Source organism: Chryseobacterium sp. BIGb0232, from assembly GCF_024810195.1.
In the GTDB taxonomy this organism is placed as follows: Bacteria; Bacteroidota; Bacteroidia; order Flavobacteriales; family Weeksellaceae; genus Chryseobacterium; species Chryseobacterium pennae.
Genome location: NZ_JANUEH010000012.1, coordinates 1 through 16157, shown reverse-complemented (window position 1 = coordinate 16157; position 16157 = coordinate 1). Strand labels below are relative to the sequence as shown.

12 protein-coding genes are annotated in these 16157 nt (G+C 36.3%); 9 read left to right on the top strand and 3 right to left on the bottom strand.

The genetic code is table 11. From position 1 onward, the window contains the following. Positions 1 to 14 precede the first annotated feature (14 nt). Both M2372_RS21050 and M2372_RS21045 read right to left on the bottom strand, forming a co-directional pair. A complete protein-coding gene (locus M2372_RS21050) occupies positions 15 to 1613 on the bottom strand; it encodes a DUF4139 domain-containing protein (protein ID WP_123321273.1) in 1599 nt (532 codons plus the stop codon). A 362-nt stretch (positions 1614 to 1975) separates the two neighbouring features. Beyond that, a complete protein-coding gene (locus M2372_RS21045) occupies positions 1976 to 2650 on the bottom strand; it encodes an SIMPL domain-containing protein (protein ID WP_123321274.1) in 675 nt (224 codons plus the stop codon). Between the two features lie 436 nt (positions 2651 to 3086). On the opposite strand from M2372_RS21045, the gene M2372_RS21040 reads away from it, so the two are divergent. From M2372_RS21040 to M2372_RS21015, 6 genes are all read left to right on the top strand, one after another. Further along, the gene (locus M2372_RS21040; RefSeq protein ID WP_228455790.1) at positions 3087 to 4868 is read left to right on the top strand and encodes a histidine kinase; all 1782 of its coding nucleotides are present in this window, start codon (positions 3087 to 3089) and stop codon (positions 4866 to 4868) included. A gap of 10 nt (positions 4869 to 4878) precedes the next feature. Beyond that, complete coding sequence (locus tag M2372_RS21035; protein WP_148060820.1) at positions 4879 to 5604, top strand: hypothetical protein; 726 nt, start codon at positions 4879 to 4881, stop codon at positions 5602 to 5604. 94 nt (positions 5605 to 5698) lie between these two features. Then, positions 5699 to 6406 (top strand): DUF4386 domain-containing protein, encoded by a 708-nt coding sequence (locus tag M2372_RS21030; RefSeq protein WP_123321277.1) that lies wholly within the window; start codon positions 5699 to 5701, stop codon positions 6404 to 6406. A 6-nt stretch (positions 6407 to 6412) separates the two neighbouring features. Further along, positions 6413 to 6829, top strand: coding sequence for a DUF6326 family protein (locus tag M2372_RS21025; RefSeq protein WP_123321278.1), 417 nt, complete (start codon positions 6413 to 6415; stop codon positions 6827 to 6829). An 85-nt stretch (positions 6830 to 6914) separates the two neighbouring features. Then, positions 6915 to 7649, top strand: a complete 735-nt coding sequence (locus tag M2372_RS21020) for a LytTR family DNA-binding domain-containing protein (RefSeq protein ID WP_123321279.1) — start codon at positions 6915 to 6917, stop codon at positions 7647 to 7649. 74 nt (positions 7650 to 7723) lie between these two features. Beyond that, positions 7724 to 8266 carry a lipocalin family protein gene (locus M2372_RS21015; protein ID WP_123321280.1) on the top strand — a complete coding sequence of 181 codons (543 nt, stop codon included), beginning with the start codon at positions 7724 to 7726 and terminating at the stop codon, positions 8264 to 8266. A 74-nt stretch (positions 8267 to 8340) separates the two neighbouring features. Here the strand turns inward: M2372_RS21015 and M2372_RS21010 are convergent, their stop codons facing one another. Further along, positions 8341 to 8814, bottom strand: a complete 474-nt coding sequence (locus M2372_RS21010) for a hypothetical protein (protein WP_123321281.1) — start codon at positions 8812 to 8814, stop codon at positions 8341 to 8343. Positions 8815 to 8918: 104 nt separating this feature from the next. On the opposite strand from M2372_RS21010, the gene M2372_RS21005 reads away from it, so the two are divergent. The 3 genes from M2372_RS21005 (at position 8919) to M2372_RS20995 (ending at position 15935) form a co-directional block, all read left to right on the top strand. After that, complete coding sequence (locus tag M2372_RS21005; protein WP_123321282.1) at positions 8919 to 10169, top strand: CinA family nicotinamide mononucleotide deamidase-related protein; 1251 nt, start codon at positions 8919 to 8921, stop codon at positions 10167 to 10169. A gap of 89 nt (positions 10170 to 10258) precedes the next feature. Next, entirely contained in the window at positions 10259 to 13657 is a 3399-nt protein-coding gene (locus tag M2372_RS21000; RefSeq protein WP_123321283.1) for a polysaccharide deacetylase family protein, read from the top strand. Between the two features lie 220 nt (positions 13658 to 13877). Next, on the top strand, positions 13878 to 15935 hold the full coding sequence (locus M2372_RS20995; protein ID WP_123321284.1) for a M13 family metallopeptidase: 2058 nt from the start codon (positions 13878 to 13880) through the stop codon (positions 15933 to 15935). The last annotated feature ends 222 nt before the right edge of the window (positions 15936 to 16157 follow it).

Sequence of the window (16157 nt, the reverse complement as noted above, 5' to 3'; positions counted from 1 at the left end):
TTATTTTTTATTGGTTATCTGCTGTAATATTGAATCTGCATATCTTTTGGATATTTAACCTCATAAGAGAAACTGATCTTTTCAGAGCCTCCGGATCTTATATTTTTGTTCCAGAGAATACTTCCTGTTTTTTCATCAAGGCTTCCATCACCGGTTTCTATTGTCTTGACAGAAATTTTAGAATTTTCACTGATAGGAAGCTGATCCAGCACTTCCAGTTCAATACTTTCTTTGGTATTATTTCTGATGCTGATCTGGTAAGTTTCAGTTTCCCATTTATTTGAGTTCATTGGTTTTTGAGAGGCCTTATCTTCCAGTTTAATTCTTTTTACCGTAATTCTTTCATCCACTCCAAGAGAAATAGGGAACTCATCTTTTACATAATTGCTGGTCATATTAGTTTTCCCGATATAATTATCTTCAAAATAGATGTTGGCTTCCCCATTAATCAGGTTGAGATTTTGCCAGTTCTTTACAAAAGCCATCAGGAATACCTGGTTATTTACCTTTGGAACAGTGTGGTATTTGTAAGTGGCATCTATTTGTTTTTTATCCAGAATGACGTACTGTTCCTTTTCCTGGCTTAAAATAGTCTGATTATAATTCAGTTCATAGATCACATTCATCTGGTTATCGGAAACAGAAGCAATTGGAATCTGACTTGGTTTTGCAGAAATTTCCTTTCTCATCTGATAAGCATTTGTGAGAACCGCTTTATCTTTAAGACTATAATCAGCAACTTCCTGCATTGGATTATGAGCAGTATATTCAGCAACATAAAGTGGGGAAAGGATAGGCCTGTCCTGATTATAAGAAGGTCTGTAGGTAGATACAAACAGTTTTATATTTTTCCAGTCCTGTCCTGTCTTCTGATAGATCTTTCCTTTGTAAACCATTTCAAGAGGTTTCTTTACAGACTCAGCACGAAGGTCATAAGAAGGAATCCAGCCTGCATCAGAAACAATATAACTTACTCCCAGATTTAGGCTGGTATCATTATCAGCAAGAACTTCAAGCAAAAGTTCTTTTCTATTTGTGTTTTTATGCGTTTGTTCCTCATCAGATTGTTTATTGAGCTTTGCAATACTTTCATCCAAAACGGTTTTCTGTTCATTTAATAAAAAGACCTGATTATCAATTTCCAGCATTCGTTTTCTGTAAAATTCAGTAAGCTTGATGAGCTGTTCCTGCGGAGTTGATTTATCATTCGCAGATACTTTCAGATTGTCATTGATGATATTCTGTTCTCCGGTAAGGTTTTTAACCTGAATATTCAATAAGCTGACCTGTCTCTGCAGCTTTTTTCTTTCATCATCCAGTTTTTTTTCACTATCGGAAAGCTGATCGTCTTTCAGAAAATTACTTTGAGGAGTGATGGATAGTAGCGTAGTGTTTTTTTCGAGATTAATTTTATAGGTATTTTCATCCAGATTATTAGGAAGGTTAACAATTCGGATCATATTTTTTCCTTTCTGAAGATTGATATTGGTACTCCCGAAGACTTTTGCTCCCTGAAGAAAAACAGTAGCCTGTTTTACCTCTATTTCTTTTTTTATTTCCTGTGCCTTAAGGAAAGCCACTGAAAACAGGGTGATTAAAAGATAGCGTTTCATCGTTTATTATTTTAAATTATGAAGTAAAATTACCTGTATCTAAGCCTGAAATTTTGGATACTTGGTAAAAGGAGGTTTTCACTTGGTGAGTAGAATGAATAAGCTTAAAAATATCTTACTCCCAAAAAACTATGTGAAATCTATGGGGTTCGAAAAAAATTAAACCCAATAGATTTTACATAGGCATACAAACTATTTGGAATTATTTTATTCGTGAATTCGTGGCAGACTTAATTTGTACTTAAAAGTTTTTATAACTGTTTTTTCCGTTTTGTTTTTTTACCCATCCACAAAATAATTCGTGAATTCATGGCTAAAAAAAGGCTGCCATAATTTTGGCAGCCTCTTTTAAATCTGTTATTCTAAAGGATTTCGTATCTCGTTTTGATACTGTATTTCAGTTTGATGTTTTCGATGTTGTCAAAGGAGAAATCTACCGGAGCATCTGCCATTTCAAGCTGTACATTGCTCATTCTGCTTTTGTAGGCAGCAGGCATTACCATGTCACTGGTGTAATCTTCAATTTCAATGATTTCAAGAACGCTGCCTGCTTTTTTGCCCATGCTTTCCAACAGATAATCTGCTTTTTCTTTAGCTGCTTTTAAGGCGTTGATTTTTACTGCTTTTCTGAAGTCTGCCATTTTCGTGTTTTTTACTTCTGAGATATTCAGGCTGCTTACCCATTTCTGGTTCAGGTCTTCAAAGATCTTGCTGATATTCGATTTTGAACTTGCTTTAAACTGATAATTCTTGGAGAACTTTCCGTTTTTTGCATAGATGTTCTGGTACATTGATTTAAACTTGATATCCTCGTTCTTTACTCCTGCATTCTTTAAGATATCAAACATCTTCTTTTCATTATCTGTCAGATCGTTTTTGTTATCTGCTTTTATCCCGATGCTAAAGATGATTTCATCCGGTTCTACTTCCATTTCGGCGACTCCTGTTACTTCGATCGCATTTTTCTTTACTTCCTGAGCGTTTACAAAACTTCCCAGCGTTAAAATTCCGATTAATAAAAAATGTTTCAATTTCATAATTTCCTGTTTTTACTTTTAAATTCTGATGTAAAATTAGCCAGATCTAAAGGTGAAAATCGGAAGACTTGGTGAATGGGAGTTTTCACTTGGTGAGCTGTGCAATCAAAACTTCTGTGTACTTCCTATGCATTATGCTTTTACTTTAAAATTCCTTAAGTGTTTAAATCTTTTGTGACTTTTCTGGTTCAGTATTTTCTTAGGAAGCGCATGAAATTTTATTTTACCACAGAATGCACAGAATGCACAGATTTTCACAGATGCTTAAGTATATTTTTTTGTGTGATATGAAATTGTGTTATTTGTGGAAAGCATTCTTGGTATTTGTGTTTAAAGTTCCTCACAGGTTATGACTTGGTGAAATCATGTTTTGGCTTGGTAAAGAATAGAAGATGATCACTAAAGTTTTACTTACTTTGCAATAAAGATTTAATCTGTGAAATTAATTTTTAAAATACTCTTTATTTCAATGCTTACGGTGGGGAATTTCTTCATGGCACAGGACTCTGTAAAGGTTTCTCAGGTATTGAAATCTGCTGCAAAGCTGAAAAAAGCAGTAGATAAAAATGATGATAAAGGGGCGGCTGACGTATATGTAAACATGGGCACTGATTATTATAATCAGGGAAACTATCCTAAAAGTGAGGAGTATTTTGCCAAAGCTAAAGCACTTTACCAAAAACTTAATGATAAAAAAAATCTTGAATCGGTTACCAGAAAACTGGCTCAGTCACAGGAGAAACAAAATAAGATAACACCTGCCCTCAACAATTATAGCCGGGCAGCACAGATGAGTTACAGTGAAAAAAGTAAAGCTGTGAATACTAACGATGTGACCAGGCTTTCCTCTCCTACACCTGAGCTTAGAGCAGAAGCTATACAGAGTAATATTGACCTGAGCAAAAAGGAAAATGAAAAGGCAAATGTAGCAGAAGGCTATACTCAGCTTGCGGACCTTAATATACAGCAGAAAGATATTTATAAAGCTGAAGAAAATCTTAATAATGCCTATAAAATCTCAAAAAAGGAAGCTCCACAACAGGCATTGGCTATTAATCAGAAATTAGCGGATCTCTATGTTGAAAATAAAAACTTTGATAAAGCTATTGAAGCCAAAAAGAAAGTCCTGAAGGAAGATTTTGTAAAGGATAATTCACAGGAAAAAGTGAATCAGATTCAGGAGCTGGCAGATATTTATATCAAAAAGAATGACCCCAAGGAGGCTGTAGATTTATTAAAAAATGCTTACGGAATAGCTTTGGATAAAGGTCATACACTGGAAGCTCAGAGGAGTGTGAAGAAACTGGACAGTCTTTATGCCATTTCCGGAAATACAGATGCTTCTGTTCAGCTGTACAGAGACTTTTTGGGAAAACTTCCGGATTTGGTTTCCAAGGACAGAAGCCTGGTGGATCATAAAATTCTGGAAGATACAGAGCAAAGAATTTCTCAGCTGGAAAAAGAAAAAGAGCTGAAAGATGAGCTTATCCGTAAAAAAAATGTATTCAATTATGGACTGATCGGAGTTTTGATCCTGTTGACAGGTCTCATTGTTTTCATTTTCAGAACCCTGAAAAAAGTTCAGATCAAGAATAAAAAAATAGCTCTTCAGTCGCTTCGGCGGGAGATGAATCCGCATTTTATTTTCAACAGTCTGAATAGTGTCAATCATTTCATTGCAACCAATAATGAATTGGAAGCCAATCAATACCTGACAAAATTTTCCAAACTGATGCGGGGCGTGATGGAGAATTCTACCAATGATTTTATTCCTTTTCAACAGGAGCTGGATCTTCTGCAGAACTATCTGGCACTTGAAAAAACACGTTTTGCGGATAAATTTGATTATGAAATTGATGTAGATGAAAATCTGAATACGCACCAGCTGCAGGTTCCCGGGATGCTCGTACAGCCATTCCTTGAAAATGCTATCTGGCACGGATTGCGGTACAGAACAGAAAAAGGATTTTTAAAACTAAGCTTTGAAAAAAATGATGGTGATCTGAAAATCATGATTGAAGACAATGGAATAGGAATTGAAGAAAGTAAAAAACAGAAAACCCAGCACCAGAAAACCCGGGAAGGAAGAGGAATGAAAAACACAGTGGAGCGAATTCAGCTACTGAATGATCTGTACAAAAAGAATATAACCTGTTCTGTAAAAGATAAAGAAAACGGTAATGGGGTTGTGGTCACGATCCAAATTAATCTGGTATAAAAACGGGACAATGAAAAAAAATATATTTCTATATACTCTGATGATAAGTCTTTTTTTCGGAACTATAGCAGCTCAGGATATTGACAGTATAAGACTAACCCATATTCTTAAAAACCTGAAGCTGGATAAAACCAAAATAAGAGAAGAACTCTGTATTGAAAAGAAAATGCCCAATGCTGATGACTCCTATATTGCAGTTATTCCGGTTATTTTGAATCAGGACCAAGAAGATTATGTTTTTACAGTGCAGAATTATATAGTGATTACAGATAGTAAAGGAACGATAAAGAATAAATATTTTGATCCGACAGAACTTGACTCTGATGCAGTAAATCTGAGAAGTTTTTCAATTGATACAGGTTTGTATACGATCAGCTCAACTATTAGGGCATTTGGAGTAAAAGCCGATTTTGTTGGAAGCAGCAAACCCAATCCTTACGCTTCAGGTAAAATTTCCCTGTATTATCCGGAAGGGAAAACTCTTAAAAAGGTTCTCGATCAGTTTGAAATGGATTCAACGACAGGAGAGTGGGATACCCGATGCAACGGTGAATTTAAAGATGACCATTCCTACATCATGATGGATACATCCAAAACAAACAATTTCACAAATCTTAAAATTAAAACTATTTCTGTAACCTCCATCAATACTGAAGTGAAAGGAGAATGCGAAGAAAAGGAAACTTCAAAAACATTCTATAAACAGCTGAAATTCAAAAATGGAAAATATCAGTAGTTTTCTAACATTCTTTTATTAAAACAATTATAATTACTTTTCACTGTAACAAAATTTATATCGGTCTCGTCTTATTAGTTTAAAGACTAACCAGATGAATATCAGTAATAAAACAGCCCGATTAGCAGGATTTATTTATCTTGTTGTCATCATAACCGGTTTTTACAGTCTCATGTATGTACCCTCACAACTTATTGTATGGGAAGATCCGGGACTTACTTTTCATAATATTTCCTCTTCTGCTTTTCTATTCAGGTCGGGGATTGCAAGCAGTATGGTTTGTTATATTGCTTTTGCATTGCTTCCTTTGGCTCTGTATCAGTTGCTAAAAGAAACTAATAAAAACGCAGCAAGATTGATGGTGATTTTTGCCATAATAAGCGTTCCTATTTCATTTATTAATTTACAAAGTAAATTTTCTGTACTTACCCTAGTTGAGGGAGCAGATTATTTAAAAGTATTTGATTCCAGACAATTACAGGCTCAGATAATGCTTGTGCTGAGCAATTATAACAAAGGAATTTTAATTGTTCAGATTTTCTGGGGTCTTTGGTTATTTCCATTGGGCTACCTGGTGTACAGGTCAGGTTTCTTACCCAAACTTTTAGGCATTTTTTTAATGTTGGGTTGTTTCGGTTATATCATCAATGTTTTTTGTAGAACTCTGATTCCTGATTTTCAGGATTATGCAATATCAGGATATATAACACTACCGGCCTCAATAGGGGAAATAGGAATATGCCTGTGGTTGTTGATTGCAGGAGTTAGGAATAAATTTATTAATAATATTCAACAAAATTAATATATCATGAATAATTCTACTCAATTTGAAGATACTCCGGTAAATGTCAAGATTATACTTGCAGGACTTTGGGCCTCTGTTACACTATGTTATTTATATGGTGATTACTTTGAACTGTATACACCAGGGAAAACCCAGGGACTTGTAGACGGTCATAATTTATTGAATTCTCCAATGAATTTATTAATGGCTGCTGTAGTCCTGGCAATACCGGCTATTATGGTGTTTCTTTCTCTTATCCTTAAACCGGTCATCAACAGGATTCTCAATATTGTTTTGGGCCTCTTTTTCACTCTGGTAATGCTGTTTATCGGGATTTCGTCCTATTCAGAATGGTATTTATTCTATGTTTTCCTTGCAGCAGTGGAATGCATCATAACAATATTGATCGTAGTATATGCCTGGAATTGGAAAAGGGTATGACTTGTATTAGGAAGATTGCAGGGGTGGCTAAATATTACTAATTTGCATTGGCAGTCTGTTAACTGTAACCTAATATTTAAATCCAATGAAGATTAAAGCTGTAATCGTAGATGATGAATTGATAGCAAGAGAAGTACTGAGAAGCTATCTTACCAAATACTGCCCACAGGTAGAAATTCTTGGAGAAGCGGAAAATATTAAAGAAGCTGTTCCTCTGATTGCAGAAAATCACCCTCAATTGGTTTTTTTAGATGTAGAAATGCCTTTTGGAAATGCTTTTGATGTACTGGAAGCCACCAGTGCGTTTTCCTATGAAACCATTTTTATCACTGCATTTTCACAATACTCTTTACAGGCTTTAAATAAGTCGGCTAGTTATTATATCTTAAAACCTATTGATATTCAAGAGCTTATTCTAGCTGTAAATAAAGTTGCTGAAAGTCTTGAGAAAAAAGAAGAGCTTAACAGGAATAAGATCCTACTGGAAAATTTAAAGCTAAAACCTGAAAAGCAACAGCTTATTCTTCCTACTTTACAGGGATTTGATGTGGTAAAGACAGAGGATATTATGAGACTTCAGGCAGATGGTAATTTTACTCAGGTCTATCTTACCGATGGCTCAAAGAAAATGGTATGCCGGTTTTTGAAGCATTTTGATGATCTTTTGGAAAACCCGTTTGTAAGGGTTCACCGTTCTCATATTATCAATACATCTTTCGTGAAATCCTATCATAAAAGTGGAACAGTAATGCTTGCTGATGATACTGAAATTGAGGTTTCCGGAAGTTTTAAAGACAATTTTCTGAAGGTCTTTTCCTAGATTTTATTGTTCTTTAACAGCCCAAAGGCATTATTTTTGAAGTTTTTATCAGAACCACACAAAATATTTCTGTTATGAAAACTTTTCACAAAATTATTCTTCCCGTTTCATTGGGAGCTTTGGCTTTGCTTGCTTTTAATTCATGTTCGGTAGGAATTCCAAAAGGAGCGGTGGCAGTAAAGAATTTTGAAGTTAAAAAATATCTCGGAAGATGGTATGAAATTGCCCGTTTCGACTACAGGTTCGAGAAAAATATGGATAATGTCACTGCAGAATATTCTGAAAACCCGGATGGAACAGTTCATGTTAAAAATAAAGGGTACAACTATGTAAAAAAACTGTGGCAGGAATCCATTGGTGAGGCCAGATTCGTTAAAGATAAAACCGAAGCCCGGCTCAAAGTCTCTTTTTTCAAACCGATTTGGGCGGGTTACAATGTCATTGATATGGATGAAGACTATCAATATGCCCTGGTAGCAGGGAGCAGCTTAAAATATCTCTGGATCCTCTCCCGAACCACCACTATCCCGGAAAGCATCAGACAGCGTTTTATTGAAAAAGCCAGAAAAATTGGCTATAATACGGATGAACTGATCTGGGTAAAACATAATCAGTAAATGAAGGCAAAGGAAACAAAGGAAACAAAGGAAACAAAGAAAGCTGGTTAAGCTGCTTTGTTTCCTTTGTTATTTTAGTTCTTAATATATTCCTTCCACTCTTCAAAACGGTAATCAATCACCTGTTTCATCAGGTCATAATTCTCGTAGGTATCCTCTATGTGATAAAAGGTTTCATACTCATAATCATTTTCCTCAGCCTTAGTATCAAAAAGATTTACATAATCATCTGCAAACGAGCTGTATCTGTTTCCAAAATCGGTCTCATCTGCGTAATAATCTTTTGCAAAACTGTTTCCAAGGTCATTCAGATCATATTCAGAGAATTTTCCGTCACAGGAATCCATGATAAATTCAGCGCCTGTAATTTCTCTGCGTTTTAATTTCTCAATTTCCTCTTCACCATCTCCCTTCAGATCATCAGAGATCAGGTTATTATGAATACACCAGTTCAGGAACATACCGGTATGAGTAGCCCCGTTTTTCTGAGGAAGTTCTTCAGGAAAATCACCGCCATAATGCCATGAAGCATCATCATATTTAGACATAATTTTAACTAATTTCTGTCAAAAATAGAAAAAATCAATTTATATTGCTACAGCCGCATATTTTTCCGTCATTTGCAGGAGAATTTTTTTCAAGAATCTGATATATGGAAAAAGCAGTCCTGATCACTATTGGTGATGAAATCCTTTCCGGAAATACGGTAGATACCAATTCCAATTTTATTGCCTCTGAACTGAAGAATATCGGAATAAAGGTTGTACAGATCTTTACAATTTCAGACGAGATTGAAACCATTAAAGATACATTAAGTGCAGCGTTTGAACTGGGAGATCTGATTATCACCACAGGCGGACTGGGCCCAACAAGGGATGATAAAACCAAAAAAGCACTGGCCGAGTTTTTCAATGATGAGATTGCATTGGATGAGGTAACCTTTAATCATCTTAAAGGATACATGGAAAGACGGGGGCGCGCAGATATTCTGGAAAGAAATAGAGAACAGGCTTTCGTTCCTACAAAATCGATTGTTTTTCAAAACCATTTTGGTACAGCACCATGCATGATGATGGAACTGAACGGAAAATTGAGTTACAGCTTGCCTGGAGTTCCCTATGAAGTAAAACCGTTAATTAAAGATCAGATTATTCCGTATTTACAGGAGAAATTTAATCTTAATTATATCCATTCCAGGATTGTTTCCGTGGTAGGAATTCCGGAAAGTATTCTTGCAGATACTATTGAAGACTGGGAATTAGCTCTTCCTGAAAATATTTCACTGTCTTATCTTCCGGTGGGAACCAGGGTAAAACTGAGATTAACGGCATCAGGAGATAATGAAGAAGCTTTACAACAACAGACAGAAGATGAAATTCAGAAATTGCTTCCGCTCATTAAGGACAATGTGATTGCTATATCTGAAGATAAAATCGAAAATATCCTGGCAGAAATGCTTACCGAAAGAAAACTGACCATTTCCACAGCGGAAAGCTGTACCGGAGGAGAATTGGCGAAAATGATTACTTCAGTTAGCGGAAGTTCAAGATACTTTTTAGGTGGAATGGTAGCCTATGCCACAGAGAAAAAAATAAAAATTTTAAATGTTTCCGGAGAAACGGTAGATCAGTTTACTGTAGTCAGTGAGCAGGTAGCTCAGGAAATGGCTAAAGGTTGTCAGGATTTATTTGAAACCGATATTTCCCTTTCCACAACCGGAGTGGCGGGCCCGGGAAAAGGAGAGGATGGCAAAGATATAGGGACGGTTTTCTATACTATCCGGGTCAAGGATCAGGAAGTAACATCAAAATTATATATGCCTCATCTGGAAAGAACAGACTTTATGAATTTTGTTTCCCAAAAGGTAATTCAGGATCTTGTAGGGCTTTTGATAAATCAGTAAACGGAATACTCCTTTTTTAATTTTTTTTTAATGAATTTTCAGGTACTTTTTCACACTTTTTGAAAATCCTTCATTAAAATTTAAAAATTGTGGAAAATTCCAAACAGATTTTTCAGACTAACAGCAAAAAACGCTGGAAAAGTGTACAATGGGGCAGCCGTATCTTTATTTTTATTGCGGTTCTTCTTCTTTTGGCTTTAGGACTGATGATGAGATTTGATAAAAGTCCGAAAATTCCTTTTAAAGAGGATTATAAAGCAGTTATTACAGCCAATAAGCCCTATCTTCAGGAGAATAAAATTTCCAAAGAATACAAAGGTTTCCGAAGCTTTATTTCTGAAAAAACAATTCATACCAACCTTGCCAAGATTGAAAAGGCAAGAGCAGAAAGATATAAAAATCAAAACAGAAACTGGGCTCAGTTTCCCGGAGGGATCCGTTCTGCATTTTATGTGGCTTGGGATCCTCAGTCTCTGATGTCTCTGAAACGAAATATCAGACACATTAATCTGGTTTTTCCTGAATGGTTTTTCCTTGATCCCAAAACAGGAGACCTGAAAACCAATGTTGACCCGGAAGGATACAAAATAATCAAAAGAACAGGAGTAGCAGCCATGCCGATCCTGAGTAATAATTCTAATCAGGAGTTCCGTTCTGAAGGGCTAGGGAAAGTATTGAATGATCCCGGAAAAAGAACGGCTCTTATTCAGAAGCTTACCCAACAGTGCCTAAAATATCATTTCAAAGGGATCAATATCGACTTTGAAGATATGAACCTGAATTCTGATGAAAACCTGATTGCTTTTATGAAAGAACTTTCAGCAACATTCAGACAGAATCAATTGCTGGTGACTATGGATATTATGACGGATAATGATGACTACAACATTCCGCGATTAGATCCTTATGTAGATTACTTTGTACTGATGGCTTATGATGAATACTCAGCAGGCAGTGATGCAGGCCCTGTTTCTTCGCAGAAATGGATTGAATCTCAGGCAGGAAAGATCGTTAAGCAAACCTCTCCTCACAAGATTATCCTTGGTTTGGGAGCATATGGATATGACTGGAGCTCCAATAAGGATGACAATACTTCGGTTACCTATATGCAGGCCATTACCAAGGCCAGTGCCAGTAAAGCGGTTATTGATTTTAATGACAATACTTTTAACCTGAATTATTCCTATACAGATTCTAAAAATAATACCCATACTGTATTTTTTAATGATGCTGCATCTATTTTTAATACCATGCGTTTTGCCTCCGAATATCCATTGGCAGGAACTGCACTTTGGAGACTGGGAAGTGAGGACAGCAGAGTCTGGAATTTTTATGATAAAGACCTTACGTTTGCAGGGCTTTCTAAACTGAATCTGAAAACACTTGAAAATGTAAAAGGGCAGACCATGGTGGATTACATTGGAGATGGAGAAGTATTGGATGTTCTGAATACACCCCATGATGGAAAAATTGCTCTTGAAATAGATCCGAAGGAAAAAATTATTACCGATGAAAACTATGTTACGTATCCAAGTTCCTATGAAGTGAAAAAATATGGGAGCGCTCCGCAGAAAGAATTGGTATTAACATTTGATGACGGTCCCGATGAGACGTATACACCTCAGGTCCTTGATGTTCTGTCAAAATATCACGTTCCGGCTGCCTTCTTTTTAGTAGGGTTAAATGCAGAAAAAAATCTTCCGCTCGTTAAAAGAATCTATCGGGAAGGTCATGAAATAGGAAACCACACCTTTACCCATGAAAACGTAGCTAAGGTAAGCCCGGAAAGAGCTTTGCTGGAACTGAAACTTACCAGACTTCTTATAGAATGTGTGACAGGACACAGTACAATCCTTTTCCGTGCTCCTTATAATGCCGACTCTGAGCCTACCACTTCAGAAGAGATTATTCCGGTGGCATTGGCAAGACAGCAAAACTATCTGGATATCGGAGAAAATATAGACCCGGAAGACTGGCAGCCGGGAATAAAAGCAGATGAAATTGTAAAACGGGTAATGGCAGGAATCAAGAAGGAGAGAGGAAATATCATATTGCTTCATGACGCTGGTGGTGATACAAGAGAAGAAACCGTGAAGGCTTTGAAAATTTTAATTCCAACCCTTCAGAAACAGGGCTATCACTTTACCAACCTTACCAATCTTCTGCATAAAAGTAAAGCTGAACTGATGCCTGAAGTTCCTAAGACAAAGTCTTACTACATCATGCAGCTTAATCTGGTGCTGGCCACCGTAATTTATGGAATAAGTCATTTTTTGGTTGCTTTATTTACCATTTTCATTGTACTGGGGTTAATAAGATTACTGTTGATGGCGTACTGGGCTTTTAAAGAAAGAAAAAAAGAAAAAGAGCTGGGTGATTTTCCAACCCTTGAATTCTATCCTAAGGTTTCTATTATAGTACCTGCCTATAATGAAGAAGTGAATATTGTTTCTTCCCTGAATAACCTGTTAAAACAGACATATCCGAACTTTAACATCATTATGGTAGATGACGGAAGCAAAGATTCAACTTATGAAAAGGCCAGAGATGCTTTTCCGGATCATCCGAAGTTAGAAATATTTACAAAAACAAATGGAGGAAAAGCAACCGCTTTAAACTTCGGGATTTCACAGACAGATGCTGAATACGTAGTGTGTATAGATGCAGATACCAAACTCCAGCAGGATGCGGTAAAGTATCTGATTGCAAGATTCCTGAATGCAGGTTCAGATGAAAAAATTGCTGCAGTGGCAGGAAATGTAAAAGTAGGAAACACTGTAAACTGGCTTACCAAATGGCAGGCCATTGAATATACAACCAGCCAGAATTTTGACAGGCTGGCGTATGCTAATATCAATGCCATTACTGTAATTCCTGGAGCTATCGGGGCGTTTAAAAGATCCGTAATTCTTGAAGCAGGAGGGTATTCTTCCGATACACTGGCTGAAGACTGTGATATTACAGTAAAAATTTTAAAAGCCGGATATACAGTGGCCAATGAAAACAGAGCGGTTGCCGTAACAGAAGCTCCGGAAACCGTAAGACAGTTCCTGAAACAACGTTTCCGCTGGACGTATGGAATCATGCAGATGTTCTGGAAACAGAGACACACTTTCCTTAATCCTCAATATAAAGGATTAGGACTTTGGGCCATGCCGAATATCTTATTGTTCCAGTATATTATTCCGTTTTTCTCACCCTTGGCAGACCTTATTATGTTCTTTGGAATCCTGTCTGGAAACGGAGATAAAATATTTAGTTATTATTTGATTTTTCTTCTGGTAGATGCTTCTCTGGCTTTGGTAGCATTTATTATGCAAAGGGAAAAATTAACGAATCTGTTCTATATTATTCCGCAAAGATTTGGGTATAGATGGCTGATGTATATTGTACTGTTTAAAAGTTTAAGAAAAGCATTGAAAGGTGAAATACAATCCTGGGGCTTTCTGAAACGCACAGGGAATGTAAAAGAGATAGCAACATCTTAAAAGGGTAGGGTCTGGAAGCTGGAGGTTAGAAGTTACTTTTAGTCGTATTATTACTGAGAGTTCGAATAAACTTCTTTAAAAGATATAAAGAAATAGAGTAGTTATTCTTTATGATTTTCATAACCTCCATCTCCCATCTTCCATCATCTATTAAAAATTATTTCACAAAAAAGTAACAAATAAGAAATAAATCATACATATTGTATAAATTGTTATCATAATGAAAAAACTAACGCTTTCTTTGTTTCTAATAGCAGGGATCTGCTCTCAAAATACGATGAGCGCACAAGCTAAAGCTACTAAAGTAGCAATGAATAATACAGATAAAGGTTTAGACCTTAGCTTAATGGATACTTCAGTACGTCCACAGGATGATTTTTATAATTATGTGAGCGGAACGTGGATGAAAACAGCTAAAATTCCGGCTGATAAACCAACTTGGGGAAGTTTTAATAAATTGGGTGAGGATACGGATAACAATTCCATGACAATTCTGAACTCTCTTTTGAAAGATAAGTTTGCAGATGGAAGTGAGGGGAAAAAAATTCAGGATTTATATGCTTCTTACATGAATATGGAGAAGAGAAATGCTGACGGAATCAAGCCTATTCAGGAGCACCTGAGTAAAATTGATGCCATCAAAAATATGGCTGATCTTCAGGGATATTTAGCATCTGTAACAAAAGAAGGAGAAAATAATTTCTACGGATGGGGAGTATATGCTGATTTAAAGAATTCTAATATGAATGCTGTTTACTTAGGAGAAGCTTCTCTTGGATTAGGAAGAGACTACTACCAGAAAGTAAATGAAAAGAATACGGAAGCTATTGCTGAGTATCAGAAATATGTAGCTTCAATGCTGAAAGAATTAGGATATAAAAATGCAGATGCAGCAGCAAAAAGTATTGTTGATTATGAAAAAAGCATTGCAAAAACTTATCTGACAAACGAGCAGAGCCGTGACAATACCCTTCAGTATAATCCTCAGACAATGACTGAACTTTCAGCTTTGGTAAAAGGAGTAGATCTTCCGGCTTACCTTAAAAAAGTGGGAGTAAACACAGATAAAGTGATCATCGGAGAACTGGGGTATTATAAAAACTTTGATAAATTAGTAAATGCTGAGAATCTTCCGGTAATTAAGGATTACCTGAAATTCCACATGATCAATGGAAGTGCTTCTTACCTAAGCGAAAAGCTGGGTGATATGAAATTTAATTTCTTTGGGAAATACTTAAGAGGTCAGCAGGAACAAAGAGCACTGAACAAGAGAGGTTTTGAATTAATCAACAGAAACATCGGAGAAGCTTTCGGTAAATTATATGTTGAGAAATATTTCCCTGCAGAAGCTAAAGCTCAAATGGTTGAATTGATTGACTATTTAAAGAAAAGTTTTGTAGTTCACATCAATAACTTAGCATGGATGTCTTCTACAACTAAGGAAAAAGCACTACAGAAGTTAAATAAATTCACTGTAAAAGTAGCTTATCCTGATAAATGGAAGGATTATTCAAAATTAGAAATTACACCTGAATCAAAAGGAGGTACATTGTATAAAAACCTTCAGAATATTGGTGAATGGCAATACAACAGAGAATTAGCCAAAATTGGTAAACCTGTTGATAAAACAGAATGGGGAATGACTCCACAAACTGTAAATGCTTACTATAACCCGGTATATAACGAAATCGTATTCCCGGCAGCAATTCTTCAGCCGCCATTCTTCAACCCTAAGGCTGATGCAGCAGTAAACTTCGGTGGAATCGGAGCTGTTATTGGTCACGAAATGAGCCACGGATTTGATGATTCTGGAGCACAGTTTGATGCAGAGGGGAACCTGGTAGACTGGTGGACTCCGGAAGATAAAGCAAACTTCGAAAAAGCTACAAAAGCTCTTGCTTCTCAATATGACAAATATGAGCCTGTAAAAGGAACATTTGTAAACGGTACTTTCACAAACGGTGAAAATATTGCTGACTTAGGAGGAGTGAATATTGCTTATGACGCTCTTCAGATGTACTTAAAAGATAAAGGAAATCCAGGAACCATCAGTGGATTTACTCAGGATCAGAGATTCTTCCTAAGCTGGGCAACCGTTTGGAGAACTTTATCAAGTGAAAAATACATGATCAACCAGGTGAAGACAGATCCGCACTCGCCGGGTTACTTCAGAAGCTTTGGTCCGTTAATCAATGTTGATTCATTCTACAAAGCATTCGATGTAAAAAAAGGAGACAAATTATATAAAGCTCCGGAAGACAGAATTAAAATCTGGTAAAAATATAAGCCGCTCAGCAATGAGCGGTTTTTGTTTTTTAGGGAGATATAGAGATAATAGAAATAGGATGAGGTAAGGAACTATCTTAGCTTCAGTTAATAAGTGGTGGCCTTCATCATTCCCCCTCCAGAGGCTCATCTTGTAGTGGTTTTGAAATAAGATTAAATTTGTACTGTGAAAGATTTTGAAAATATCAAGGGCCTACGTCCTCAGAAAATAAAT